This window comes from Pseudarthrobacter siccitolerans (assembly GCF_001046895.1).
GTDB classification, from domain to species: domain Bacteria; phylum Actinomycetota; class Actinomycetes; order Actinomycetales; family Micrococcaceae; genus Arthrobacter; species Arthrobacter siccitolerans.
Genome location: NZ_CAQI01000053.1, coordinates 461,466 through 486,535 on the forward strand (window position 1 = coordinate 461,466; position 25,070 = coordinate 486,535).

Annotated in this window: 18 protein-coding genes; 5 read left to right on the forward strand and 13 right to left on the reverse strand. The window is 66.1% G+C overall.

All coding sequences use genetic code 11. The annotated features are described in order from the left end of the window. Positions 1-26 precede the first annotated feature (26 nt). Positions 27-1,382 carry an MFS transporter gene (locus ARTSIC4J27_RS19295; RefSeq protein WP_050056789.1) on the reverse strand — a complete coding sequence of 452 codons (1,356 nt, stop codon included), beginning with the start codon at positions 1,380-1,382 and terminating at the stop codon, positions 27-29. A 464-nt stretch (positions 1,383-1,846) separates the two neighbouring features. Here ARTSIC4J27_RS19295 and ARTSIC4J27_RS19300 point away from each other — a divergent pair, with 464 nt between their 5' ends. The 3 genes from ARTSIC4J27_RS19300 to ARTSIC4J27_RS19310 all read left to right on the forward strand — a co-directional run bounded on the left by ARTSIC4J27_RS19300 (position 1,847) and on the right by ARTSIC4J27_RS19310 (position 6,027). After that, the gene (locus ARTSIC4J27_RS19300; RefSeq protein ID WP_050056790.1) at positions 1,847-2,953 is read left to right on the forward strand and encodes an S-(hydroxymethyl)mycothiol dehydrogenase; all 1,107 of its coding nucleotides are present in this window, start codon (positions 1,847-1,849) and stop codon (positions 2,951-2,953) included. After that, on the forward strand, positions 2,953-3,573 hold the full coding sequence (locus ARTSIC4J27_RS19305; RefSeq protein ID WP_050056791.1) for an MBL fold metallo-hydrolase: 621 nt from the start codon (positions 2,953-2,955) through the stop codon (positions 3,571-3,573). The genes ARTSIC4J27_RS19300 and ARTSIC4J27_RS19305 overlap by 1 nt, the downstream gene beginning before the upstream one ends. A gap of 99 nt (positions 3,574-3,672) precedes the next feature. Next, positions 3,673-6,027, forward strand: a complete 2,355-nt coding sequence (locus tag ARTSIC4J27_RS19310) for an FdhF/YdeP family oxidoreductase (RefSeq protein WP_050056792.1) — start codon at positions 3,673-3,675, stop codon at positions 6,025-6,027. A gap of 120 nt (positions 6,028-6,147) precedes the next feature. Here ARTSIC4J27_RS19310 and ARTSIC4J27_RS19315 read toward each other — a convergent pair whose 3' ends face one another. The 7 genes from ARTSIC4J27_RS19315 to ARTSIC4J27_RS19345 form a co-directional block, all read right to left on the reverse strand. Next, positions 6,148-6,357, reverse strand: a complete 210-nt coding sequence (locus ARTSIC4J27_RS19315; RefSeq protein ID WP_050056793.1) for a hypothetical protein — start codon at positions 6,355-6,357, stop codon at positions 6,148-6,150. Positions 6,358-6,590: 233 nt separating this feature from the next. Beyond that, positions 6,591-8,063 carry an HNH endonuclease signature motif containing protein gene (locus tag ARTSIC4J27_RS19320; protein WP_050056794.1) on the reverse strand — a complete coding sequence of 491 codons (1,473 nt, stop codon included), beginning with the start codon at positions 8,061-8,063 and terminating at the stop codon, positions 6,591-6,593. A gap of 111 nt (positions 8,064-8,174) precedes the next feature. Beyond that, positions 8,175-10,682, reverse strand: coding sequence for a GcvT family protein (locus ARTSIC4J27_RS19325; protein ID WP_050056795.1), 2,508 nt, complete (start codon positions 10,680-10,682; stop codon positions 8,175-8,177). Between the two features lie 36 nt (positions 10,683-10,718). Further along, positions 10,719-11,648, reverse strand: a complete 930-nt coding sequence (gene purU / locus ARTSIC4J27_RS19330; RefSeq protein WP_083435537.1) for a formyltetrahydrofolate deformylase — start codon at positions 11,646-11,648, stop codon at positions 10,719-10,721. A gap of 3 nt (positions 11,649-11,651) precedes the next feature. Then, positions 11,652-13,571 (reverse strand): BCCT family transporter, encoded by a 1,920-nt coding sequence (locus ARTSIC4J27_RS19335; protein WP_050056796.1) that lies wholly within the window; start codon positions 13,569-13,571, stop codon positions 11,652-11,654. A 257-nt stretch (positions 13,572-13,828) separates the two neighbouring features. After that, the gene (locus ARTSIC4J27_RS19340; protein WP_050056797.1) at positions 13,829-15,244 is read right to left on the reverse strand and encodes a ferredoxin reductase; all 1,416 of its coding nucleotides are present in this window, start codon (positions 15,242-15,244) and stop codon (positions 13,829-13,831) included. Next, on the reverse strand, positions 15,241-16,545 hold the full coding sequence (locus tag ARTSIC4J27_RS19345) for an aromatic ring-hydroxylating oxygenase subunit alpha (protein ID WP_050056798.1): 1,305 nt from the start codon (positions 16,543-16,545) through the stop codon (positions 15,241-15,243). The genes ARTSIC4J27_RS19340 and ARTSIC4J27_RS19345 overlap by 4 nt, the downstream gene beginning before the upstream one ends. 158 nt (positions 16,546-16,703) lie before the next feature. Between ARTSIC4J27_RS19345 and ARTSIC4J27_RS19350 the strand changes: the two genes are divergently transcribed. Then, positions 16,704-17,636, forward strand: coding sequence for a LysR family transcriptional regulator (locus ARTSIC4J27_RS19350; RefSeq protein ID WP_050056799.1), 933 nt, complete (start codon positions 16,704-16,706; stop codon positions 17,634-17,636). A 32-nt stretch (positions 17,637-17,668) separates the two neighbouring features. Here the strand turns inward: ARTSIC4J27_RS19350 and ARTSIC4J27_RS19355 are convergent, their stop codons facing one another. Genes ARTSIC4J27_RS19355 through ARTSIC4J27_RS19370 form a run of 4 tightly spaced genes read right to left on the reverse strand, consistent with a single transcriptional unit; the run spans position 17,669 to position 23,354 of the window. After that, complete coding sequence (locus tag ARTSIC4J27_RS19355; RefSeq protein WP_050056800.1) at positions 17,669-19,447, reverse strand: ATP-binding protein; 1,779 nt, start codon at positions 19,445-19,447, stop codon at positions 17,669-17,671. Positions 19,448-19,454: 7 nt separating this feature from the next. Beyond that, positions 19,455-21,173: a 5-oxoprolinase subunit B/C family protein gene (locus ARTSIC4J27_RS19360; protein ID WP_050056801.1), complete on the reverse strand. Its 1,719-nt coding sequence runs from the start codon at positions 21,171-21,173 to the stop codon at positions 19,455-19,457. A gap of 18 nt (positions 21,174-21,191) precedes the next feature. Further along, positions 21,192-22,544 (reverse strand): MFS transporter, encoded by a 1,353-nt coding sequence (locus ARTSIC4J27_RS19365; RefSeq protein WP_050056802.1) that lies wholly within the window; start codon positions 22,542-22,544, stop codon positions 21,192-21,194. A gap of 51 nt (positions 22,545-22,595) precedes the next feature. Continuing rightward, positions 22,596-23,354, reverse strand: coding sequence for a LamB/YcsF family protein (locus ARTSIC4J27_RS19370; RefSeq protein WP_083435538.1), 759 nt, complete (start codon positions 23,352-23,354; stop codon positions 22,596-22,598). Between the two features lie 107 nt (positions 23,355-23,461). Between ARTSIC4J27_RS19370 and ARTSIC4J27_RS19375 the strand changes: the two genes are divergently transcribed. Beyond that, on the forward strand, positions 23,462-24,142 hold the full coding sequence (locus ARTSIC4J27_RS19375; protein ID WP_050056803.1) for a GntR family transcriptional regulator: 681 nt from the start codon (positions 23,462-23,464) through the stop codon (positions 24,140-24,142). 98 nt (positions 24,143-24,240) lie between these two features. On the opposite strand, the gene ARTSIC4J27_RS19380 is transcribed toward ARTSIC4J27_RS19375, so the two are convergent. Beyond that, positions 24,241-25,047, reverse strand: a complete 807-nt coding sequence (locus ARTSIC4J27_RS19380; RefSeq protein WP_050056961.1) for an IclR family transcriptional regulator — start codon at positions 25,045-25,047, stop codon at positions 24,241-24,243. Between the last annotated feature and the right edge of the window lie 23 nt (positions 25,048-25,070).

The following is a 25,070-nucleotide window of genomic DNA, read 5'->3' on the forward strand; positions in this document are numbered from 1 at the left end:
TGGGTGAGGTTGGTCTGGAAGGGAAGCTATTCGTGACGCAGGGGTTCCCGGCAGGTTTCCCTGGACAGGGCCACGGCCACCAGGGACACCAGCGCGGCCGCGACGAGGTACCAGGCCGGTGCCAGGTCACTGGCAGTGGCGGCGATCAGGAGGGTTGCCATGAACGGGGCGGTGCCGCCGAAGAGGGCATTGGAGAGGTTGAAGCTGACGGCGAAGCCGCTGTAACGGACGCGGGTGGGGAACATCTCCGCCAGGAAGCTGGGAAGCGTGCCGTCATTGAGGGTGAGCATGGCGCCCAGCAGGATCTGGACCAGGACCACCACCAGGAAGTTTCCCGTTCCCAGCAGGGCGAACGCCGGCACTGTCAGCAGCATGAAGCTCACCGACGCGGCGATCAGCACTTTCTTGCGGCCATACCGGTCCGAGAGCATTCCCGTGAGGAAAATGAAGCCGATGTAGGTAACCAGCGCCACCGTGGTGGCCAGGAATGATTCCGTGGCGCCCAGGCCAAGCTCGGAGGACAGGTACGTGGGCATGTAGCTGAGGATCACGTAGAACCCGACGGCGTTGAGCAGCACTGCCCCGACGGCCTGGAGCAGCTGGCGCCAGTGGTTCCGGAAGAGGCTGGAGACGGGCGCCTTGACGGCCTCGTCCTCCTTGGCCAGTTCGCGGAAGACCGGGGTGTCCTCGAGCTTGGTCCGGATGTACCGGCCAATAAGGCCCATGGGGGCAGCCAAGAGGAAGGGCAGGCGCCAGCCCCAGCTCTGCATTGCTTCGGAACTGAGCAGTGTGGTCAGCAGGCCGGCGAGCAGCGAACCGAGGAGGAGCCCCGCGGCCGTGCTTGCTGGAACGACGGCGGCATACAGGCCGCGGCGGTTGGCGGGGGCGTATTCCACCAGGAAAGCGGACGCTCCGGCGTATTCTCCGGAGGCTGAGAAGCCCTGGACCACCCTGATAATCAGGAGCAGGACAGGAGCCCACAGCCCGATTACGTCGTACCCGGGGATCAGGGCAATGCAGAACGTGGCACCGGACATGATCAGGATGGACAGCGACAGTGCTGTCCGCCTGCCCACACGGTCTCCGATGTGCCCCCAGACAAAGCCGCCGAGCGGGCGGACCAGGAATGAGATCGCAAACAGGGCAAAGGTCAGGAGCAGCCCGGCTTGGGGATCAGACTGCGGGAAAAAGACCGCAGCGATGGTGACGGCCAGGTAGCCGTACACCGCGTAGTCGAACCATTCAACAAAGTTTCCAATGAAGCTGGCCGCGATCACCCGGCGGCGGGTTTCCTTGCTGACTGCATTGTCCGCGAAGTTCAGGCCGCCCGGTTCCGCGTGCAGGCCCGGGCTCGGGGCCGCGGAGGAAGTTTCGTTACTCATGTATCCACCAAAGTTGTTGTGGTTGCATTCAGCGCAACGCTGTTGCATCAGATTAGGCGTGATACAGAGCACAGTCAATAGGCTTTTGAAGACACAGAGTTTGCTTATGCGAGCCCCTGAAAACTTGCCGACGTCCCGCTCAGCCCGTGAGAGGATGGATATTTGTTGCTGCAATAGCATCAGTGTTGCATCAAGAGTATTTTTTGGTCTCGGAAGTCCGCGCCGACCGGGCGCAGCCCTGGCCCGTTCTCTTGACAGTTGGTGTGACGGCTGACATATTTTCGAGTACGCACTATGCGAATCGTGTTGCGCATTACACAATGCGGTTCCGCTAGTAGCGGGTCGAACTATCCCTTCGGATCGGCTGCCCACCCCTTTGGGCAGCGGGCCGGAGAAGCCGCTGCTTCTAGAATTGTTAGTCGGGTCGGGATCGTCGTTCGGCCAACGAAAGGAACACAGGAATCATGGTTCACAAGGTCAAGGCCGTTATTGCCAAGGAAAAAAACGCTCCGGTGTCACTGGAGACCATCCTGGTGCCGGATCCGGGACCGGGTGAGGCACTGGTGGACATCCTCACCTGCGGCGTCTGCCACACCGACCTGCACTACAAGCAGGGCGGCATCAACGATGACTTCCCCTTCCTGCTGGGCCACGAAGCAACGGGCGTTGTCAACGCCGTGGGCGACGGAGTGACCTCCATCGCCCCGGGCGACCGCGTCATCCTGAACTGGCGTGCCGTCTGCGGCGAATGCCGGGCGTGCGCCAAGGGCCAGCCGCAGTACTGCTTCAACACAGCCAACGCCACCCAGAAGATGACCCTTGAGGACGGCACCGAGCTCTCCCCCGCCCTGGGGATCGGCGCGTTTGCCGAGAAGACCCTGGTTGCCGCCGGGCAGTGCACCAAAGTGGATCCTGAAGTTGATGCTGCCGCCGTTGGCCTGCTGGGCTGCGGCGTGATGGCCGGCATTGGTGCCGCGATCAACACCGGCGAGGTCAAGCGCGGCGAGTCCGTTGCGGTGATCGGCTGCGGCGGTGTGGGCATCGCCGCGATTGCCGGCGCCAGGCTGGCCGGCGCCACCACCATCATCGCCGTGGACATCGACGCCAACAAGGTCGAAATGGCCAAGTCCCTGGGTGCCACGCACGGCATCGATTCCAGCAAGGAAGACCCCATCGAGGCCATCCGCGCCCTCACGGGAGGCAACGGGGCCGACGTGGTGATTGACGCCGTCGGCCGCCCTGAAACGTACAAGCAGGCCTTCTACGCCCGCGACCTCGCCGGCCGCGTGGTCCTGGTGGGGGTCCCGACGCCGGAGATGACGCTGGAACTGCCCTTGCTGGACGTCTTCGGCCGGGGCGGGTCGCTGAAATCCTCCTGGTACGGCGACTGCCTGCCCTCCCGGGACTTCCCCATGCTGGTGAGCCACTACAAGCAGGGCAACCTGGACCTGGATGCCTTTGTGTCCGAGCGCATCAGCATCGACCAGGTGGAGGAAGCCTTCGAGAAGATGCACGAGGGCAAGGTCCTGCGTTCCGTTGTTGAACTGCCTGCCGCGGGGGCGGCTTCCTGATGGGCGTCCGGATCGAAAACCTGGTCACCTCGGGTACTTTTTCGCTCGACGGCGGCACGTGGGACGTGGACAACAACGTCTGGATCGTGGGCAATGACGCTGAATGCGTCATCATCGATTCCCCGCACGACGCCTCCGCAATCATCAACCAGGTGGGCGGCCGGAAGGTCAAGGCCATCCTGCTGACCCACGCTCACAACGACCACATCGGCGCCGCACGCGAGGTCGCAGACGCCGTGGGCGCACCGATCTACCTCAACCCGGAGGACCTGGTGCTCTGGGAGCAGGTCTACCCGGACGCCGGGCCCGACCAGGAGCTGCACGACGGCGACGTTTTTGAGGTGGCAGGGGCGAGTCTCAAGGCTATCCACACACCGGGCCACTCCCCCGGTTCCACCTGCTTCCACCTGGAAGGCGAAGGAACGGTCTTCACCGGGGACACGCTCTTCAACGGCGGGCCCGGTGCCACGGGACGGTCCTACAGCGACTACCCCACCATCCTCACCTCGATCCGGGAACGGCTGCTGACGCTGCCCGGTAACACGGTGGTCCGCACCGGACACGGCGACAACACCACCATCGCCGCGGAGCAGGAAACCCTGGCGAAGGTGCCGCAGTAGCCATCGAAGCAGCAGAAGTGTCCAGCAAAGGCGCGCCGGGAACCTTGGTGCGCCTTTGCTGGTGCCAGAACAACGTATGCCGGTAAGGAAGTTGGAACGATGAAGTTCGGTAAGCAGCCCGCCCCCGTCGCGGACATCGACGAGGACGACCTCGAAGTCCACAAGCCCAAGACCGAGGCGGCCGGTGTCAAGGCCGTGATGGTGGCGCTGGAACGCGCCGTGGCGCAGGCCGGGGTGACCCGGACCGCGCAGTCGTTGCTGCGCTTGAACCAGCGCGGCGGCTTTGACTGCCCCGGGTGTGCATGGCCGGAGTCGGACAAGAAGCGCAAGGCGGCCGAGTTCTGCGAGAACGGCGCCAAGGCCGTGGCCGAGGAAAACACCCTCCGTACGGTGGGCGCAGAGTTCTGGGCCAAGCACTCCATCGCCGAGCTGTCCAGCAAGACGGAGTACTGGCTGGGCAACCAGGGCCGGCTGAGTGAACCGGTGGTGATCCGCGAAGGCGACACCCACTACTCACCGATCTCCTGGGCCGATGCGTTCGAGCTGATCGGTGAGCACGTCCGGGCATCCAGCCCTGACCGGTGCGTTTTTTACACCTCCGGGCGCACCGCGAACGAGACAGCCTTTATGTACCAGCTGTACGCCCGGGCCCTGGGCACCAACAATCTGCCGGACTGCTCCAACATGTGCCACGAGTCCTCCGGTTCGGCGCTGAACCCCACCATCGGCATCGGCAAGGGCACCGTCTCGCTGGATGACATCCACGATTCCGAGCTGATCTTTGTGGTGGGCCAGAACCCGGGCACCAACCACCCCCGGATGCTGTCGGCGTTGAAGGAGTGCAAGGACAAGGGCGGCAAGGTGGTGGCGGTCAACCCGCTGCCCGAGGCCGGGCTGTTCAACTTCAAGGACCCGCAGACCGTCTCCGGCGTCGTCGGGGGCGGCACCCCGCTGGCCGACGAATACCTGCAGATCAAGGTGGGCGGGGACCTTGCCCTGTTCCAGGCCCTGGGCCACCTGCTCCTGGCCGAGGAGGAACGGAACCCGGGCACCGTCGTCGACCATTCCTTCATCGCCGCCCAGACCGATGGGTTCGACGCCTACCGCCAGGCCCGCGCCACGCTGGACTGGGCCGAGACCGAAAAAGCCACCGGCCTGACCCGCGCCCAGATCGAAACAGTGGCCGGGATGCTCATCAAGTCCAAGGCGTCCATCTTCTGCTGGGCGCTGGGCGTGACGCAGCAGCCGCACTCGGTGGACACCATCAAGGAAATGGTCAACGTCCTGCTCCTGCAGGGCAACTTCGGCAAGCCCGGCGCAGGCGCCTGCCCGGTCCGTGGGCACTCCAACGTCCAGGGCGACCGGACCATGGGCATCTGGGAAAAACCCAAAGAATGGCTCCTCGAAGCCCTCGACACCGAGTTCGGCATCACCTCCCCGCGGCACCACGGCTACGACGCCGTCGAAGCCATGGAAGCGTTCGAACGCGACGAAGTGGACGTGTTCGTCTCCATGGGCGGGAACTTCTCGCTGGCCTGCTCGGACACCGAGACCCTGGAAGCCGGGATGCAGCGGATCGGGCTGACCGTGCACATCTCCACCAAACCGAACCGCTCCCACATCGTCCACGGCCGCACCTCGCTGATCCTGCCCACCCTGGGCCGGACCGACAAGGACGACAAACACCCCAAGGGCGCCCAGTTCCTCTCCGTGGAAGACTCCATGTCCGTGGTCCACTCCACCCAGGGCCGGCTCACACCGGTCTCCGAACACCTGCTCGCCGAACCTGTCATCGTGGCCCGGATGGCCGAGGCCACGTTCGGCCCCGACCACTCCGTGGACTGGAAAGCCATGGCCGAGGATTACGACGTCATCCGCAACCACATCGAACGCGTGCTTCCCGGCTTCGAGGACTTCAACACCCGCGTCCGGACCAAAAACGGGTTCGTGCTGCCCAACCCGCCGCGCGACACCCGGTCCTTCAAGACCGACATCGGCCGCGGCCGTTTCACCGTCAGCCCGCTGGAATACCTCACCCCGCCCGACGGGCACCTGGTCCTCCAGACCATCCGCAGCCACGACCAGTACAACACCACCTACTACGGGCTGGATGACCGGTACCGCGGCATCTCCGGCGGCCGGCGCGTGATCCTCATCCACCCCGAAGACCTGGCCGAGCTCGGTTTCGAGGACCGCGACCTTGTGGACGTGGTCAGCACTTTCCGTGGGCAAGACCGGACGGCGGACAAGTTCCGCCTCGTGGCCTACCCCACCGCGAAGGGCTGCGCCGCAGCCTACTTCCCCGAAGCCAACGCCCTGGTCCACAAGGAAAACGTGGCCCGCGAATCCAACACCCCCGGCTTCAAAGCCATGTTCGTCCGCTTCACCCCCCACGTGGCGGAAAGCGCCGCCGAGGTAGCTGCCGGAGAGCTGGAACCGGTCACCGCAGGCTAGTAGAGCAGCGGCCAGTACTGCAGCTTGCCTCAAGGGTTTCCCCACGAGCCAAGAGGTACGACGGCGACGTCGGGCAAAGCGCCGGAGGTCGCCGTCGCTTGTTTATCACTCGGTCGCGGCCTAGAGAGGGTTGTTGCCGTCGGGCTGCTCGTCGGGATCCACGTCGTCGCCGTAGCCGCTTGCCGAAGCAAGCCCTGCTACCTGCTGCCCTGCGTTGGTCTGCCCGGGCCTGAAACTCGTGTCCGGGGAGTCTGCCCCGGCCTCCGGCGCGACGTCCTGCCGCAGGTGCTCATCTGAGGGAATGTTCTTGGAAACCTCGTCATCTGCCATGCCAACAGCCAAGCACCAGCCGCAAACGAGGGCAAGAGGAAGGCGCGGAGGAAGCCAGGGCCGGTAGGTGATCATGACTGACCCGGTGGCCGAGCCTGCAGTTCACACGCACAGGTGGTTGAGCCTGCAGTTCACAGGCACCCGCTGGCTGAGCCAGGGCCCACGGCCGCCGGGTCTGCCCGGGCCTGAAACTCGTGTCCGGAAGCGGCTGGGGAACGAAACCCAGCAACGAGTCAGGCGGGTGGGGCATGCAGGAACCACTCGAGTGCTTCTTCGCCTGGCGAGAGCCCAAAGTAGACAAAGTCCGGAGGATCCCCAGTCGCGGACTGTAGTTGGGCAGGCAAGTGTGGTGGTTCCCAGTCGTGGTGTTCGGCTTTGTAGTGGCGGCCGGTGGGTGAGGTCCAGCCCGGTGGCCCGGTTTTGGTGGCAGGGGTGGGCGTCCAGCCGGTGGCGTGTTTGAGGCGGTGGTGCTTCGGGCAGAGCTGGGTCAGATTGCTGATCCCGGTGTTGCCGCCGTGCTGCCAGGCGTGAAGGTGGTCTGCCTCGTTGTCGAGGGAGCGGTTGTTGCAGCCGGGGAAGGTGCACTTGCCGTCCCTGAGCTGCAGTGCTCTTTTCATGGCGTTGGTGAGCCGGTAGCTGGTGCGGCCGATCTCCAGCGGCGCCCCGTCCCTGGGGTCCACCAGCACCCGGTAGAACGAACCGGCACCTTCAGCAACGAGCCTGCGGGCCATCGAAGGCGGGATCGGACCATACCCGTCCAGCATCGCCGGCTCGTCCGTTGATCCCTGGAGGGAGAGTACCGGCACGGTCACCAGCACCTGCGCCTGGATCCGCGATGACGGGCCAACCGCCGCACCGGAGTCGTCACCGCCTGCACCGGCAGACCTGGCGTTGTTGCCGGTGCCAAGGATCGCCTCGGCGAAGGTGTCGGCCTTCAACTGGGTGAGGGTGCGGGGCTCGTTGGGTCCTTGCATTCCGCGGGCGAGGGCGGTGAGCCGGTTCCAGCCCGCCATGGCCCGGTCCGCGGGCAGGCAGGCGGACAGCCAGGCCATCCCGTCGCGGTCCGGCCGATATTCCACCCGCCGGTCCGCCAACCCCTTAGCGTGGCGTTTCTCGATGCATTCCGGGTGGTGGCGTTCCCGCCAGTTCCTGGCCTTGGCACGGAACCGGTACGCCGGCAATTCCCCGACAGGGGCGGCCGTAGCCGGCCGGGGCACGTCCGGGTCCAGGAAGTGGGCCTCGAGTGCGGCGGCGCCGGCGGGGTCAAGGCCGGCGGTTTCCTCCACCATGACCAGGGCGTGCGGCCAGGTAATCGACCCTTTCTGCAAGGCAGACAACGTCAGCGGCAACTCCTTGGTCACGGTGTGAGAGGCGGCCAGGAACACCCCGGCTGCCCGGGGACCGAGGGCCAGGAGGGCGCCGATTTCCGCGGCGACAGCCATTTCCAGCGCCTGCACCGGCGTGTCCGGCCCGGCGATGGCCTGGGCAGTGTCCGCATAGGTCACAGCAGCCCGGGCCTTCACAGCAGCGAACCCGGCCTCCGCCACCCCCGCCCCGGCAAGGATATCCAGGCACCCATCACCCAAACCTGCCAGTGGATCAGCATCCGAGAACGGCTCCGACCCACACCCAGCCGCCTCGGCATTGAGCACGGCAAGAGCGGCATTGATGTCCTCAAACGCCTTCACCACCGCCGCTTTCCCCATACAGCAATCATCGCAAGGGGGTCTGACAATTCGGCGGCAGGAAGTGAAAAGCGGGGGCCGCCGGTTTCGGCGACCCCCGCTCTCCAGGCGGATTTGTTATTCAACCACGGGTTAGCCGCGGAGGCGCTCCATGCCCGGGTCGAAGAGGGGCTCAGGCGTGACGGTGGCGGCGATGCGCTTGCCGAAGTACTCGATCTCGACGGCGTCGCCCTCGGTCACCGAAGCCGGCAGCCAGGCGTAGGCGATCGGCTTGCGCACCGAGTAGCCGTAGGCCGCGCTCGTGACGTAGCCCGCGGCCTCCCCGGCCACGTACACCGGTTCCTTGCCCAGCACGAGGGACGTGCCGTCGTCGACCGTCAGGCAGCGCAGCGCACGCGTGGCGGGCTCTTCCTTCCGGGCCGCCAGGGCCTCGGCACCTACGAAGCCCGTCTTGTCCTTGGCCACGGAGAAGCCCAGGCCGGACTCGTACGGGTGGTGCTCGGAGGTCATGTCCGTGCCCCACAGCCGGTAGCCCTTCTCAAGGCGCATGCTGTTGAAGGCGCCACGGCCGGCAGCGATGATGCCGTGCTCCCGGCCCGCTTCGAACAGCAGGTCCCAGAGCTTCAGGCCGTACTCGGCGGTGGTGTAGAGCTCCCAGCCGAGTTCACCCACGTAGGACAGCCGCATGGCGGTGACGGGGATGCCGCCCACGGAGATTTCCTTGGTCCGGAAGTACTTCAGGCCGTCGTTGGTCAGGTCGTCGGAGCTGACCTTACCGATCACTTCCCGGGCCAGCGGCCCCCACAGCCCGATGCAGCACGTGCTGCCGGTGATGTCCGAAACATGCACCCACTGAGCGGGATCGGCGGCGGACTGCTTCCGCGCCTCCACCCGCAGGTAATCGAAGTCCACGTTGCTGTTGACGCCCAGCTGGAAGTCTTCCTCCGCGAGCCGTGCGACGGTCACGTCACTGCGGATGCCGCCGTCGTGTTCCAGCAGCAGGCAGTACGTCACGGCACCCGGCTTCTTGGCAATGTTGCCCGTGCTGAGCCGGTGCAGCAGCGCCTGCGCGCCCGGGCCCACCACGGACAGCCGCTTCAGCGGCGTCATGTCGAAAAGTCCGACGGCGGTACGCGTCTTCCACGCCTCGGCCGCCGAAATGGGGGACGAGTACAGGGCGGACCAGGCATCCCGCTCGGGCGTCTGCCACTCCTCCGGCAGCTCCTCGAGCAGGCCACGGTTGGCCTCGAACCAGTGCGGCCGCTCCCAGCCGGCGGACTCCAGGAAGAACGCTCCCAGCTCCTTCTGCCGCACGTTGAACGGGCTGACGCGCAGGTCCCGCGGGGATTCCCTGGGCTGCAGCGGGTGCATAACGTCGTAGATTTCCACGAAGTTCTGCTGGGACGTCTCGCTGACATAAGCGTCGGAGGTCTGCACCTTCTCGAAGCGGGTCAGCTCGCAGCCGTGCAGGTCCGTGCGGGACCGGCCTTCCACCAGCAGCTCCGCCATTGCCTTGGCCACGCCGGCTGAGTGCGTGACCCAGACGGCTTCGGCCACGAACAGGCCGTCGAGCTCAGGCGCCTCGCCCATGAGCGGACCGCCGTCGGGGGTGAAGGAGAAGATGCCGTTGAAGCCGTCCTCGATCGCGGAGCTGCGCAGCGCCGGCAGCAGGTCCTGGCTGTCCTCCCATGCGGGCAGGAAGTCTTCCAGGGTGAACTCCAGCCGCGAGGGCATGTGGTGGTCCGACATGTCCTCTGCGGCGACCTTCGGCAGGGCGGACATGTCCACCGGCATGGGGCGGTGGGCGTAGCTGCCGATGCCGATGCGGTTGCCCCATTCGCGGTAGTACAGGTCCTTGTCCTGGTAGCGCAGGATGGGCTTGCTGGCACCCTTGGGAAGTTCGTTGACGCCCTCAAGTTCCGGCAGCGGAGTGCTGACCACATACTGGTGCGCCAGCGGCAGCAGCGGCACTTCAAGGCCCACCATCTTGCCGAGCTCACGGCCCCAGAAGCCAGCACAGGAGACCACGATGTCTGCCGGGATCAAACCCTCGGGCGTCTCCACGCCCGTCACCTTGCCGCCCTCCTGGGCGATGCCGGTGACGGTGGTGTTGCCCTGGTACGTCACACCGGCCTCGCTGGAGCGCTCGATCAGCAGCTGCACCGCACGGGCGGCCAGGGCCAGGCCGTCGGTGGGGATGAGCAGGCCGCCCAGGACCTCGCGGCCGCCGGTGAGCTTGCCGGTGTTCAGGAGGGGGTAGATCTTTTCGCATTCGTCAGCGTCGACGATCCGGCTTTCGACTCCCCAGGAGGTCATTACGCCCATCTTGCGGTGGAGATCGGCCAGCCGTTCGGGGGTGGTGGCCAGTTCCAGGCCGCCTACCTGGTTGAAGCAGGACTCACCGTCCTTGCTGAGGGCGAGGAACTTGTTGACCGTGTAGGTGGCGAATTCGGTCATGGTCCGTGACTGGTTGTTCTGGAACACCAGGCCCGGAGCGTGCGACGTGGAGCCGCCGGCTAATTCCAGCGGGCCCTGTTCCACCACCGTGATGTTGGTCCAGCCGCGGGTGGCGAGTTCGTCGGCAAGGTTGGTTCCGACAATGCCTGCGCCGATAATGACAACGCGTGGTGATGCGCTCATGGGTGTTGTTTCTCCTGTTTTGCGTGGGCGTTGGCGTTAGCGGAAGACGACGGTGCGGGTGTTGTTGAGCAGGACCCGGTGCTGGCAGTGCCACTTAACTGCGCGGGACAGCGCCTGGGACTCGGCGTCCCTGCCTACCGTGACCAGTGCGTTCGGGTCCAGGCTGTGGTCCACCCGGAACACTTCCTGCTCGATGATCGGGCCCTCGTCCAGGTCTGCGGTGACGTAGTGCGCGGTGGCTCCGATGAGCTTCACGCCGCGGTCATAGGCCTGGTGGTAAGGCTTGGCACCCTTGAACCCGGGCAGGAAGGAATGGTGGATGTTGATGGCGCGGCCGCGGAGGCTGGCGCACAGGTCGTTGGACAGGACCTGCATGTAGCGTGCCAGGACCACCAGGTCCGCGTTGTACTCGGCCACCAGTTCCAGCAGGCGCGCTTCGGCTTCGGGCTTGGTGGCGGCCGTTACCGGGACGTGGATGAATGGCAGGCCGGCGGCTTCCGCCATGGGCCGCAGGTCCTCGTGGTTGGAAACCACGACGGCGATATCCGCACCCAGGCTGCCGGCGCGCCACCGGAAGATGAGGTCGTTGAGGCAGTGGCCGAACTTCGAAACCATCACCAGCAGGCGCTGGGGGCGGCCGTCGTGGATGGAGAATTCCATGTCGAACTCTTCGGCGACGGCAGCGAACTCCGCGCTGAGGCCTTCCGCGGAAACTTCATTGTCTCCCGGGGTGAAGGCCGTGCGCAGGTAGAGCTTGCCGCTGATGTGGTCATCGAACTGCTGGTGTTCAACGATGTCGAAGCCGCGGTCAGCGAGGAATGCGGTGATCGCCCGGACGATTCCGGGGCGCTCCGGGCACGCAAGGGTAAGGACGAACTGTACGGTGTCAGTGCCGCGGACGCCGGCAACGTCGCCGGCCTCCACCGTCACGTTACCGGTGGGGCGGCCTTCGAGGACTGTGGTCATGGTCTACTCCTGGTTCTTTGCGGGTGCTTGGGTGTCAGCGGAAGCCGCGCAGCGGCCGTCGTCCGGACAGCGCTGATCACATTGGTGCTTGGTAACGAGATCGAACTGGACGCCGCCGTGCTGGTCCACGCCACTGCGAATGGCGCGCTCCACTACGGAGTCCGCGAGCCGGCGCCGGAGGGACAGCGGATCCCGGCGCAGGTCCTTCACCAGGGCGAAGCACAGCAGGAGCATGACCAGCACGAACGGCAGGGCCGCCACGATGGTGATCCGCTGCAGGCCGGAGAGCGCCTCGGACGGTTCATCGCCGCCGGCCAGCATCATCACGGCGGCTACCGCACCGGTGAGCAGGCCCCAGAAGATGACCAGCCCGCGCTTCGGGTCGGCGGACCCGTTGGAGCTCAGCGATGCCATAATGATCGATGCGGAATCGGCTCCGGTGACGAAGAAGATGGCCACCAGGACCATGGCGAGAACCACAACAGCTGCCGTGAGCCAGGCTGGCATGGACATGTTCCGCACAAGGTCGAACAATGCGCCGTCGAAATCGATGGACGGTGACCCGCTGGCCATGGACACCAGGCCGGGAGTGCCCGCCTTGTCCGCTTCTTCCTGGACGTGGAAGGCAGTGCCGCCGAAGATGCCGAACCAGATGACGCTGACGATGCTGGGGACCAGCAGGACGCCGGTGACGAACTGGCGGATGGTGCGGCCGCGGCTGATACGGGCGATGAACATGCCCACGAACGGCGTCCAGGACACCCACCAGGCCCAGTAGAAGATGGTCCAGCCGGACATCCAGGTCCGGAGCGCTTCGTCTCCGACGGCTTCGGTGCGGGAGGACATCTCCGCGAGGTCCCTGGCGTAGTCACCGACTGCTGCGGGAATGAGGTTGAGGATAAACAGGGTGGGCCCGGCGAGGAAAACGATGAGCGCCAGGATCACGGCAAGGACCATGTTGATGTTGGACAGCCACTGGATGCCGCGGCTGATGCCGGACACCGCAGAGGCCACGAAGCAGGCTGTCAGGACGGCGACGATGGCCACGAGGACAGGTGTTCCCACTTCGCCGATCCAGCCGTTTGAGGTGAGTCCGCTGCCGATCTGGAGGGCGCCGAGGCCCAGGGAAGCTGCCGTGCCGAAGAGCGTGGCGAAGATCGCCAGGATGTTAATGAACTTGCCTACCGGCCCTTCCACCGTCCTGATGCCGAACAGCGACGTGAAGGCAGCAGAGATCAGCTGCCGGCGTCCCAGCCGGTAGGTGCCGTAGGCCATGGCAATGCCAACGACGGCGTACATCGCCCAGGGGTGCAGGGTCCAGTGGAAGATGGAGGTTGCCATGGCCGTCTGGATGGCTGCCGGCGTCCGTCCGTCCACCGTTCCCGGCGGCGGGGAGATGTAGTGGTAGAGCGGCTCGGCCACACCATAGAACATCAGGCCGATGCCCATGCCGGCCGCAAACATCATGGCGACCCATGACACGGTGCGGAACTCGGGCTTTTCGCCGTCCTTGCCCAATGGGATGTTGCCCCACTTGCCCAGTGCCAGCCAGAGGACGAAAACAACGAACAGCGAGGCCAGGACCATAAAGAGCCAGCCGGTGTACTCCATCACCCACCCGAGGGCGGCTGTTGAGGTGGCGGCCAGGCTGTCCCGGCCCAGGAAGCCCCACGCCACAAAGGCCAGGGCGAGGACACCGGTGATGCCGAAGGTGGCCTTGTCGAGCGTGAGCTTACGGTTCCGCCGCTGGGCCACTGCCTGTTCGGCCTTGGTCTGGCGGAGTTCCTGCATGATTTGTTCGGTGTCCTCCGCTTCCAGTGATTCGTGGGCGGAAGGAGAGTTCTCCGGTGCAGGAACCAGGTTGGGCTCCTCCGGCTCAAGGGGGGTTTGGGCATCCGTGCGGATGTCGCTGTTCAAAGCCATGTCAGTCCTTTGGTTTGAATTCATGGGCTCACGCTGTACCGGCGTCCCCAAACCGGGCGGAAGATCGGGGCCTTCCTGGCTATTCGTTGATGAAGGTCAGTTGTGCTCCAGCCGGCCGGTTGTTCCGTAAAGAACAACACGTCTCGCCATAAGCAACACAGTGGCCTGAATCACAGTCTCCTGTCAAGGTATTTCTGAAGTCTTAAGCCCCATTTCAGGGGTTCCGGCTGCGCCTTGACAGTAGACCGGAACGGGGGCTAGGCATCGATGACGAGGTCCGTCTGCGCCGTGGAGCAGCAGGGCAGGAACTTGCCTGCAGAGATTTCCCGCGCCCGGATCCCGCCCTGGTGGTTCATCTCGACCTCTCCTGAAAGCTTGACGACCTTGCAGGAGCCGCACATGCCTTCCTTGCAGTTCGCGCCGATCCTGACACCGGCCCGCTGGGCCGCCTCGAGGATGTGTTCGGTGGGGTCGATCCGGACGTTAATGCCGGTGCGCATGAAGGACATGGTGAGGCTCCCTGTTCCCACCGTGTTGAAGGTGGAGGCGTCAGGGGCACCGGCTTCCGGTTCCATGCCCGGGCTGTCGACGGCGGGGTTGGAGCCGGGTGCCTCCGGATCGCTGATTTCCAGCGGAAGCCCCGAGGCCTGGAGAGTCCCGTCCGCATCATAGCCGGGCTCGTAGAGCCCGAACGCGGCGGGCTGGCTTTCGTAGTAGTCCTCGGCGGATTCGGCGATTTCCTCTGCGATTTCCTCTGCAATGTCCGTTGCCAGCGCCACCTCCGCCTGGTATTCAAGGAGCGTCTGGCGGTCTCCCGAGAAGAACTCCATATAGATGGAAGTGTCATCGACGCCGACCTTCTGGAGGAGCTCGGTGGCGGTGTTCAGGTAACCCTCGGGACCGCAGGCGTACACCTGCCGGCCGTTGGCATCGGGGGCCACCTCCTCGAGCATGGCCGCCGTCAGCCTTCCCCTGAGCCCTTCCCACCCCTCCGGTACGCTGCGGTCGCCCAGCGAGTAGTGGACCTTGAAGCGGGAGTCCACGGAGGCGATGTAGGCCAATTCCCGGTGGAAGGCAAAGCCTCCAGCATCCGAGCCGTGGTAGAGCACCACAACATCGGCATGTCCGGGCAGGGAGTGGATGGTCCGCACCATGGACATGATGGGCGTGATCCCCGCGCCGGCAGCAAGCAGGAGATACCGTGCACGCCGGTCGGCGTCGGGCAGGTGGAATGCTCCCACCGGTCCCAGCATTTCCAGGACAGTGCCGGGTTTGACGTTCTCGTGCACCCAGGGCGAGACCAATCCCGTGGGGTCGCACTTGACCGTAATGCTGAAGGTCCAGGGCTCGGTGGGTGAACTGGACAGCGAGTAGCTGCGGTCCACCGGTTCCTGGTCCTCGCCATTGACGGGAAATGCGACGTTCACGTACTGGCCGGAGCGGAACGCCAGGGGCGCACCGTCGCAGCGGCGGAACACGAAGGTCATCATGGCGCCGGCCTCGGGAACGGCCTCGACACATTCGGCCATAAACTCCTGCGGGTGCCACGGGCCCAGCGCCCGGGCTGCCCGGGCGGGTGCCTCCGGGCTTCCCATCACCCTGTTCCACGGCATCTCAAGTCCGCGGATACGCTGTGGTTCCTGGATGGCCGTTTCCGTGAGGAGTTCAATCATGCCAAGTGCTCCTGCACACGCTGCACGTACCAGTTGATGAATGCCTCGACCTGGTATTCGCTCTTCATGTAGGGGCCGGGCTCGTAGGCGGGACTTCCGGCACCCTGCTGGCACAGCTCCACAAAGGCCTTGTCCTGCAGGTTCGTCTGCTTCCAGGTGTAGGTGAGCTTCTCCAGGTCGTAGTCGACGCCTTCCACGGCGTCGTCAGCCACCAGCCAGGTGGTGCGTACGAGGCTCTGGTGTTCGTTGATGGGGAAGACGCCGAACGTGATGACGTGGTCGCCGAGGAAGTGGAACCAGCTGTTGGGCTGCAGGTGCATCGAGCAGCGGCCAAGGCGGAAATCGGGCAGATCACCCAGCAGCTTCTTGGAAAGCCTCCGGCCGTCCGCGGAGAACGATTCACCCTCTCCATCGAGTGATTCCCGTGAGATCCGGATTCCCGCGATGCGCGTGTCAAGCTGCTCGACCACCTCGTAGGGAAGGCCGTAACGGCGGCAACGCTCCTCAAGGGAGGACTGGGCATCCTTGTTCCGGTTCCAGACTTCCTCAAGATGGGGCGGGATCAGGCCCTCCGTCAGGCCCCAGGTGGGGAAGAGGGAGCAGGCGAGCTCAGGGTGGCCGTCGCAGTGGTAGCACTCACGGTTGTTCTCCATGACGAGCTTCCAGTTGCCCTCTTCGATGATGTTCTGCTGGTAGGCGATTTTTGTCTTCGAGAGATCGTGGGGCGCCAGGTAGGGCTCAAAGATCTTTGCGGTTTCGTCGAAGTCCGTCGGCGGTTCATCAGCGATGCAGACGAAGATGAGTCCGGCGACCTCGCGGCCGTGGGCGCGCTTGAGGCCGAAGCAGCTCTTGTCGAACTTCGTTTCCCCCGGCGCGGAAGCATGGATCAGGTTGCCTTCCGGGGAGTAGGTCCAGGAGTGGTAGCCGCAGACCAGGTTTCCGGTTGACCCGGCAGCTTCGGTGAGGACGCGGGCGCCACGGTGGCGGCATACGTTGTGCAGGACGTTCACGGCGCCGTCGTCGTTGCGCAGCACAATCAGGGAGTAGGGCCCGTAGTCGACGGTGACGTAGTCGCCCGGTTCCGGCAGCTCGGCGGTGCTGGCGGCAAAGATCCAGTGCTGGCCGAAAATGGCCTCCATGTCGATGTTGAAGATCGTGCGGTCGGTGTAGAAGGGGGCATCGAGGGAGTAGCCGGTGCGCCGGAACTCAAACAACGCGCTGATTTCCGCCAGCTGCTCGGCGGGCAGGGACGCAGCGAGTTTTCCGCGCGAATTGAGGGGCACGTTCACTGAAGCAGTCATGGGTTTCCTCCCGGGAGGCATGGGTAGTGGGTGTTGCGGTGGCCATGCGTGCGCGGGGTGCTACCGGCATGGTCGAAGTAGTTGTATTGATGAGATTAGGGTCACAACAGCTGCAACAAAAGCGCAAGATTTTGAAGATAACCCTGCACAATAGATGCATGATCGATCCACGGCTCATCACACTTCGGGTGTTTGCCCGGTGCGGCACTGTCGGCGCAACCGCGGAGCTCACGGGCTATTCTCCATCCGCGGTCTCCGCGCAGTTGCGGGAGCTTCAGCGCGTGCTTGGAATGCAGCTGCTGACGAAGGACGGCCGGGGGGTGCGGCTGACCGCCACGGGCCGCTTTCTCGTGGAGGGCTCGGACACCCTGATCGCGGAATGGGAGAGCCTGCGCGCCGCGGCCATGGAGGCCGGCGACCAGGTGCAATCCCGTTTTGGCCTCGGCGGATTCTCCACCGCGGCCGCCCAGTTGCTCGCGCCGCTAGCCGCCACCCTGCGCTCAACACGCCCCCTGCTGGAGGTGCAGGTTCTTGAGGCTGATCCGGCCCGCTGCTTCGACCTGTTGGTTGCGGAACGAATCGACCTTGCAGTCATTGTTGCCATGCAGTCCGACAGTTATGGCGAGGACGATCCGCGCTTCGAGCAGCGAGTTCTGCTCGACGATCCGCTGGACGTCATCATTCCCGGTGACCATCCGCTGGCATCACGCGAAACGGCGACGCTTGAAGAACTGGCATCGGAACCCTGGATCACCGAGTCCGCCGGTTCCACCTACCATTCCCTTTTCACCGCGGCGTTCACGGCGGTCGGGGTGACACCGCGGATTGCCCATGAAGCCGTCGAATGGGAAACCCACATCGCGTTCGTGGGTGCGGGGCTGGGCGTCGGCCTGCTGCCCCGGCTGGCGCCTTTGCACGGTGCCGAAAACGTGGTTCGGCTGCGCATCACCGGGAAGACGAAGCCCACGCGCCGCATTATCGCCGCGGTGCGCAGGGGCAGCATCGCCTCACCCCTGATCCAGGAGTCGCTCGGCATCCTGCAGGTCAACGCCAACCGGATCCTCACCAGCCGGCTCGAAGAGGACCTCTAAGCGCTGCCGGCGGGGGCGCGCCGGTTCCGCGATCAGGTCCCGATGGTCGCCAGTACAGCGCCGGCAGTCACCACGCCGCCGGCTTCCGCCCGGATATCCATGATGGTCCCGCCGCGGTGGGCAGCCACCTGGGTTTCCATCTTCATGGCTTCAAGGACGACGACGGGGTCCCCCGCCGCCACTTCGGCGCCCGGCTTCACAAGCCACTTCACCACAGTTCCCGCCATGTCCGCCCGCAGCTCACCGGGGTCAACAGCGGCGGGGCCAACAGCGCGGGCGGCAGCGCCGCCGTCGTGCACTTCCTCCACGGAAGCGCCTTGGGGAAGGCCACCCCCTGAGCGCGCCCAGCCATCCAGCAGGTCCGCGGGAAGGCCGACGGCGAGGCGCCGGCCGTCGACGTCAACGGTGATGGTGCGCCGCGCACCCTCCGGGACGGAGGTGGCATATCCGGGATCCGCCGCGATGGCATCCGCGAAGTCCGTCTCGATCCACCGGGTGTGGACGGCCAGCGCCGTCTCAGACGTGAAGTCGGGGGCCTGGACCACGGCGCGGTGGAACGGCAGGACGGTGGCTACGCCGGTAATCTCCATTTCGGCGAGGGCGCGGCGGGCCCGGCGCAGCGCCTGCTGCCGGTCGGCGCCGGTGACGATCAGCTTGGCCAGCAGGGAATCGAACTGCGGCGCCACGATGGAACCCGCGCGCACCCCCGAGTCCAGCCGGACTCCCGGGCCCGTAGGCCCGCTGAAGGTGGTGATGGTTCCCGGCGAGGGCAGGAAACCCCGGCCCACGTCCTCGGCATTGAGCCGGAATTCAAAGGAGTGTCCGCGCGGCGTGGGATCGGAGGCGAACCGCAGGGGCTCGCCGGCGGCGATGCGCAGCTGCTCTTGGACCAGGTCCACGCCGGTGGTCTCCTCCGTGATGGGGTGCTCCACCTGGAGGCGCGTGTTCACTTCGAGGAACGCGACGGTCCCGTCCGCGGCCACCAGGAACTCCACGGTCCCGGCACCGGAGTAGGCGGCTTCCCGGCACACGGCCTTGGCCGCGTCGTAAATCTGCCCGGTCTGCTCCGCGGTGAGGAACGGTGCCGGCGCCTCTTCCACCAGTTTCTGGTGCCTGCGCTGCAGGGAGCAGTCGCGGGTTCCCACCACCACCACGTTGCCGTGACGGTCCGCCAGGACCTGCGCCTCCACGTGCCGGGGCCGGTCCAGGTACCGTTCCACAAAGCATTCGCCGCGGCCGAAGGCCACCACCGCTTCGCGCACTGCCGAGTCGAAGGCTTCCTCGATCTGGTCCATCTCGCGGACCACTTTCAGCCCGCGCCCGCCCCCGCCGAAGGCTGCCTTGATGGCCACCGGCAGGCCGTGCTCTTCGGCGAAGGCGCGTGCTTCGGCCGCCGTCGCCACCGGTCCGTCGCTGCCCGCCACCAGCGGGGCGCCTGCCCGGACGGCGATCTCCCGGGCCGTGATTTTGTTGCCCAGCAGCCGGATGGCTTCCGGTGACGGCCCGATCCACGTCAGGCCGGCATCCAGGACAGCCTGGGCAAAGTCCGCGTTCTCGGACAGGAACCCGTATCCCGGGTGCACCGCGTCCGCGCCGGACTCCGCGGCGACGCGCAGCAGCCGGGGAATGTCCAGGTAGGTTTCGGACGGCGCGTTGCCACCCAGGCTGTAGGCCTCGGAAGCCGCGCCCACATGCAGGGCGTCGGCATCCACGTCCGCGTACACCGCTACGGATTCAAGGCCGGCGTCCTCGCAGGCACGGGCGATGCGGACGGCGATCTCTCCGCGGTTGGCAATCAGGACCTTGCGCATATGCTGCTCACTTCGTCTGGGTAGCGTCGGGGGAAGTATGGGTATTGGCGGGCAGTGGATATCCGGGAGCCCAGCGGAACCTGAGGCGTCCGCCGATGGGGACCTGGGCGGCGACGTCCAGCTGGTGGTCCACCACGACTGCCACGACTGGGTAGCCACCCGTAATGGGATGGTCAGCCAGGAACAGCACCGGCTGCCCCTCGGGCGGAACCTGGAGGGCTCCGGCGACAGTCCCCTCACTGGCCAGCTCTCCGCTCCGGCTCCGTTCCAGGGGGGTGCCGTCCAGGCGCATCCCCACACGGTTGGACCTGGGAGTTACCGTCCAGTCCTGGCTGCAGAGCGAGTCCAGCGCGGCGGCGTCGAACCAGTCCTCCCGCGGTCCCGGCACGATATCCAGGACGGTCACTCCGGTGTCCGGATAGTCCGGCTGGACTTCAGGATGGCCCACCACGTTTGAGGAGGTGGCTTTTCCCGCCTTGATGAAGCCGCCTGCCGACAGGGGTGCGGGGCCGATGCCGGACATGGTGTCCGTGGAGCGGCTGCCCAGGACGGGTGGGGTGTCCACGCCGCCGCGGACGGCAAGGTAGGTCCGGAATCCGCGCTCCGGTGCCCCCAGGGTCAGGACTTCGCCGTCCAGCAGGGCGAACGCCGTGGCCATCGGTGCGTGGCGCAGCTGCCGGGGCTGGCCGCCGCTGTCCCCAGCTGTGCTTTCCCCGCCCGTGCCGGCGCCGGGAACGTCCGACGGCGGCGCAATCGTCAGTGCCACCGGGGCACCAGTGACGGCGAGGACCTGGTCGCCAACCGCCTGCACGCGCAACCCGCCGGCCACGCTTTCCATGACGGCCGCCGACGGCTGGTTGCCCACAATCCGGTTCGCGCGGCGCAGGGAGGAACGGTCCAGCGCCCCCGCCGCGGACACTCCCAGCCCGCCGTGGCCGTGGCGGCCCAGGTCCTCGATCAGGCTTTGGAGTCCGGGCGACAGGATGCGCAGCCCGGAAGCGGCGCCGGCATCCCGGGCACCGGCATCTGTAACGCTTTCAGCCGGGGAAGTGGGATCCGGCATCTCCACCAGCTCCCGCACCGCCCGGAACTGCACCCGGTCCCCCGGCGCAGCCAGAGCCGGCTGCTCCCGTCCAAGGTCCCACATCCGGGCGGCAGTGCGGCCGATCAGCTGCCAGCCGCCCGGCGACTGCCGCGGATACACCGCCGAGTAGTTGCCGGCCAGCGCCACCGATCCCGCCGGGACCGCGGTCCGGGGTGAACTCCGGCGCGGGACTTCCAGCCGCTGGTCCTCCCCCACCATGTAGCCAAAGCCCGGCGCAAAGCCGCCGAACGCCACGGTCCAGACCTGCCCGGTGTGGGCTGCCACAACTCCCTCAACCCCGAGCCCCGTCAGCCGGCCCACTTCGGCGAGGTCCTCGCCGTCGTACACGGTGTCGATCTGCACGAGTTTGCCTTCCGCCTGCCCCTGGACAGCCAGGTCCAGCACAGGCAGCCGGGCTGCGATGCGCCGCGCGGACTGGGGCGAATCGGCCTTGACCAGCACGGTTTCGGCGGCAGCCAGGACATCAACCTGGCCTGGCAGCGGGTGTTCCAGGAGCACGGCCTGCAGCGCCAGCACGTCATGGAGCCCTGCCATTTCGGCCAGCACTGCGGTGGTGCCCACAGGCCGGACAGCCACTACCCGGGCTGCGGGGACGGCGGTGGTGTTAGTGACTGTTTCCATGGAAGACGGCCGCGCCGCTCAGGCGCGGCTCTCCCCTGCCTGGCCGGCGTGGAGCAGCTGGAGGTCCGCTTCCGGCTGCGGATCGCGGCCCAAACGCATGCCCACGATGGTCACCACAGCGGTCAGCGCGATGTATCCGGCGATCAGGTACCAGCCGCCGGATGCTGCGCCGTAGAGCGCCGTAAAGATCAGCGGAGCCACGGCACCGCCCACCACACCGGCAAGGGTGTAGGCCAGGGAACTGCCGGCGTAGCGGAGCCTGGCCGGGAACTGTTCGGTGATAAAAGCGGCCTGCGGGCCGTACATAAAGGCGTGCAGGGCGAGCCCGATCACCACGCCGATGGTCAGCATCACCACGGACTTGCCGGAGATCATGAGGAAGAACAGCGGGATGTAGGCGGCGGTAACGGCGGCCGTGATGCCGTACAGCCAGCGCCGGTTCACGCGGTCGGTGAGGGCGCCGGCTGCCGGGATCAGGAAAAGCTGGAATGCGGAGCCGATAAGGATTGCGGCCAGGACGTTGCCCGTGGTCATGCCCAGTTCCTTGGTGGCGTAGACGGCCACGAACACGGTGAACAGTGAGTAGAGGACGTCGGGGCAAACCCGCGAGAGGGCGGCGGACACCAGGGCGCGCGGCTCGGTGGCGAAGACTTCCTTGATGGGCGCCTTGGGGCGCTCGCCCTTGGCCTGGATGGCCTTGAAGACCGGGGTCTCCTCAAGCTTGAGGCGGATGATCAGGCCGAAAACCACCAGCAGGGCGGAGGCCAGGAACGCTACGCGCCAGCCCCAGGAGAGGAATGCTTCGGTGCTGAGTGAGGCGGCCAGGATGGCCAGGACGCCGTTGGCCATGAGGTTGCCGGCGGGCGGGCCGATCTGCGCTGCGGAGGACCAGAAACCGCGCTTGTTGGGGTCGCCGAATTCGCTGGACAACAGCACCGCGCCACCCCATTCGCCGCCGACGCCGATCCCCTGGGCCAGGCGCAGGAGCACCAGGATGGTGGGGGCTGCTGCGCCGATGACCGAGTAGTCGGGCAGCGCACCGATGAGGACGGTGGCGACGCCGATCAGCACCAAGGTGAATACGAGGACGTACTTGCGGCCGATTTTGTCGCCCAGGCGGCCGAAGATGACGCCGCCGATGGGGCGGGCCAGGTAACCCACCGCAAAGGCGGAGAAGGAGAGGAGCAGCCCCACAAACTCGTCATTCGAGGGGAAGAAGATCTTGGGGAACACCAGCGCCGAGGCGACGGAGTAGATGGCGAAGTCGTAGTACTCCAGCGATGTGCCGGTGAGGCTGGCGATGTAGGCCTTCAGCGCGCCGGCCGGCGGCTTCCTTGCCGCGGTCCTGGCTGCCTTGTTGGTGCCGGTCATGTTTCCTCCGGGGGATGGGGGATGGGGATGGGGATGGGGATAGTGCGGGGATTAGAGGAACGAGCCAATGCTGACACCGGCGTCCCCGAGTACGGACTTCACGGCGGCGGCCATCGCTACGGCCCCCGGTGAGTCACCATGCACGCAGATGCTTTCTGCGTGGATCTTCAGGATTGATCCGTCGACGGCCCGGACGGAGCCTTCCGTGGCCATCCTTAATACATGCTCGGCCACTTCGACGGGGTCGTGAAGGACCGCTGCGGGCTGTGAGCGGGACACGAGTGTTCCGTCAGGGTTGTACGCCCGGTCCGCAAAAGCCTCGGTCACCGCGCGCAGACCCGCTTGCTCCGCAAGCCGCAGGACCTCGGAACCGGGGAGGCCCAGAATGGGCAGGCCCGGGTCAACCGACTTCACGGCGTCGACGACGGCCTGCGCCTGGGCTGTGTGACTGACGATGGCGTTGTAGAGGCCGCCGTGCGGTTTCACGTACTGGACACGGGCTCCCTCCGCTGCTGCCAGGGCCTGCAGGGCACCGATCTGGTAGACGACGTCGTCGGCCAGTTCCACAGGGCTGACATCCAGGAAGCGGCGGCCGAAACCTGCCAGGTCCCGGTAGCCCACATGGGCCCCGATGACGACGCCGGCCGCCGCCGCTTTCCGGCAGGTCCTGCGGATGATGGTGGGATCACCGGCGTGGAATCCACAGGCCACGTTCGCGCTCGACACCGAACCGAACATGGCCGCGTCGTCGCCCAGGGTCCAGCGCCCAAAGGATTCGCCCACATCGCTGTTGAGGTCGATGGTTGTCATTTGTGATTCCCGTCTCATTGGTGGCTCCCTACTAGGATGCACCAAAAATGAGAATTGTTCAACGATCCTTCGATTCAACGATGTGGCGATCGTGTAAATTTTGGGGTATGACCTCTTCGAGCCCCAACGTCCGGCCGGCTCCTGGCCGCCTCCGGGTCGCAGTACCTTCCGTGGCCGAGCGGGTGGCGGATGAGCTGCGGCGCCAGCTCGCGGAGGGTACACTGCTGCCGGGTGCCCGGCTCACCGAGTCCACCATCGCGGAGGATTTGGGGGTCTCCCGCAACACCGTCCGGGAGGCGTTCGCCGAACTTGCCAGCGAACGGCTGGTGGTCCGCCTCCCCAACCGCGGCGTTTTTGTGGCCACCCTCGATGCCGGGGACATCCACGATGTCTATACGGTCCGGCGCGCCATCGAGGTCAGCGCCGTCCGCGGCGGAGGCAGCGCCGAGGACATCGCCGCGGTCCGGGCAGCCGTGGAGGAAGGCAAACGCGCCGCGGAAGCCGGAGACGACGAAGCCCTGGGCACCGCAAACCAGCATTTCCACGGCGCCATCGTCGCGATGGCCGGCAGCGCGCGGCTGAACAGCATCATGAGCCAGGTGCTGGCGGAAATGCGCCTCTACTTTCATAAAGCCACCATGGATGCAGACTTTTACCGGCATTACCTGCCGGAGAACGAGGCGATCTGCGCGGCCCTCGAGTCCGGGGAGCTGGACCGGGCAGCCAACCTGCTGCTGGCCTACCTGGACCGGTCGGAGGACAACCTGAGCGATGTACACGCACAGTAAGAATGCTGGGATTCCTGGCCAGGGGCCTGCTGACCATCAGTGCGGCGTTCGATTTTGGCTTGGTATCCGGCGGGTGCATCCACAGGTGCAGGCAGCAGCTAGCGCCGGGTGTAGCCCATCCTGGCGCTGACCTGCAGCCCGGCCTGCCGGAGGCCCTCGATGAGTCCCGGCGCTGTCTCCGGATCGAAGCGGAAGGCCGGTCCGGAGATGCTGATGGCCCCGATCACCGCGCCCAGGTGGTTATAGACCGGAACAGCAGCAGCCGTGAGGCCGATCTCGAACTCTTCGCGCACCACGCCGTAGCCGTCGCGGGCGACGTCGAGCAGCTGGGTTTCGAGTTCCTTCCGGTTGGTGATGGTCCGCGGAGTCCGCGGCGGCAGGCCTGTTTCCTTCAGGATGCGGTCCCGCTCCTCGGCAGGCAGGGCGGCCAGCAGGACCTTTCCGCTGGAGGTGGCATGGAGTGGTGTCAGGTTGCCCACCCAGTCGTAGGTGGCCAGGGTGGACGGGCCCATCGCCTGGTCCACGTTGACGGCGTAGTTGGAGCGGAGGACGGCAAGGTTCACCGTTTCCTTGAACTCTTCGGCGAGGGCCTCGAGTACGGGCCGGGCCTCGCGGACCAGGCTTAGCCTGCCCGGGATGGAGCTGGCCAGCCGGAGGATGCCAAAGCCGAGCTGGTATTTGCCGCGCTCGCTGTTCTGGTGGACCATTTCCCTGCTCACCAGCGAACCAAGCAGCCGGGAGACGGTGGATTTGTGGATGCCCATTTCCTCGGCGATGTCGCTCACGCCCGCGTGGCCGTCCCGCGCCAGGATCTCCAGGACCGCGAGGGCACGGTCCACCGACTGCACGCCGCCGTGGGCCGCCTCCGCGTCGGCATCGGGTTCCCGGTCATTCTTCGAAGCCACGATCCATACTCCCGCCCGTGGCA

Coding starts and splice junctions, on each gene's coding strand:
- ARTSIC4J27_RS19305 (WP_050056791.1), top strand. CDS start 2,953: ATGGGCGTCCGGATCGAAAACCTGGTCACCTCGGGTACTTTTTCGCTC.
- ARTSIC4J27_RS19315 (WP_050056793.1), bottom strand. CDS start 6,357: ATGGCAGATGACGAGGTTTCCAAGAACATTCCCTCAGATGAGCACCTG.
- ARTSIC4J27_RS19365 (WP_050056802.1), bottom strand. CDS start 22,544: ATGACCGGCACCAACAAGGCAGCCAGGACCGCGGCAAGGAAGCCGCCG.
- ARTSIC4J27_RS19360 (WP_050056801.1), bottom strand. CDS start 21,173: ATGGAAACAGTCACTAACACCACCGCCGTCCCCGCAGCCCGGGTAGTG.
- ARTSIC4J27_RS19370 (WP_083435538.1), bottom strand. CDS start 23,354: ATGACAACCATCGACCTCAACAGCGATGTGGGCGAATCCTTTGGGCGC.
- ARTSIC4J27_RS19295 (WP_050056789.1), bottom strand. CDS start 1,382: ATGAGTAACGAAACTTCCTCCGCGGCCCCGAGCCCGGGCCTGCACGCG.
- ARTSIC4J27_RS19350 (WP_050056799.1), top strand. CDS start 16,704: ATGATCGATCCACGGCTCATCACACTTCGGGTGTTTGCCCGGTGCGGC.
- ARTSIC4J27_RS19355 (WP_050056800.1), bottom strand. CDS start 19,447: ATGCGCAAGGTCCTGATTGCCAACCGCGGAGAGATCGCCGTCCGCATC.
- ARTSIC4J27_RS19335 (WP_050056796.1), bottom strand. CDS start 13,571: ATGGCTTTGAACAGCGACATCCGCACGGATGCCCAAACCCCCCTTGAG.
- purU (WP_083435537.1), bottom strand. CDS start 11,648: ATGACCACAGTCCTCGAAGGCCGCCCCACCGGTAACGTGACGGTGGAG.
- ARTSIC4J27_RS19325 (WP_050056795.1), bottom strand. CDS start 10,682: ATGAGCGCATCACCACGCGTTGTCATTATCGGCGCAGGCATTGTCGGA.
- ARTSIC4J27_RS19320 (WP_050056794.1), bottom strand. CDS start 8,063: ATGGGGAAAGCGGCGGTGGTGAAGGCGTTTGAGGACATCAATGCCGCT.
- ARTSIC4J27_RS19310 (WP_050056792.1), top strand. CDS start 3,673: ATGAAGTTCGGTAAGCAGCCCGCCCCCGTCGCGGACATCGACGAGGAC.
- ARTSIC4J27_RS19375 (WP_050056803.1), top strand. CDS start 23,462: ATGACCTCTTCGAGCCCCAACGTCCGGCCGGCTCCTGGCCGCCTCCGG.
- ARTSIC4J27_RS19345 (WP_050056798.1), bottom strand. CDS start 16,545: ATGACTGCTTCAGTGAACGTGCCCCTCAATTCGCGCGGAAAACTCGCT.
- ARTSIC4J27_RS19300 (WP_050056790.1), top strand. CDS start 1,847: ATGGTTCACAAGGTCAAGGCCGTTATTGCCAAGGAAAAAAACGCTCCG.
- ARTSIC4J27_RS19340 (WP_050056797.1), bottom strand. CDS start 15,244: ATGATTGAACTCCTCACGGAAACGGCCATCCAGGAACCACAGCGTATC.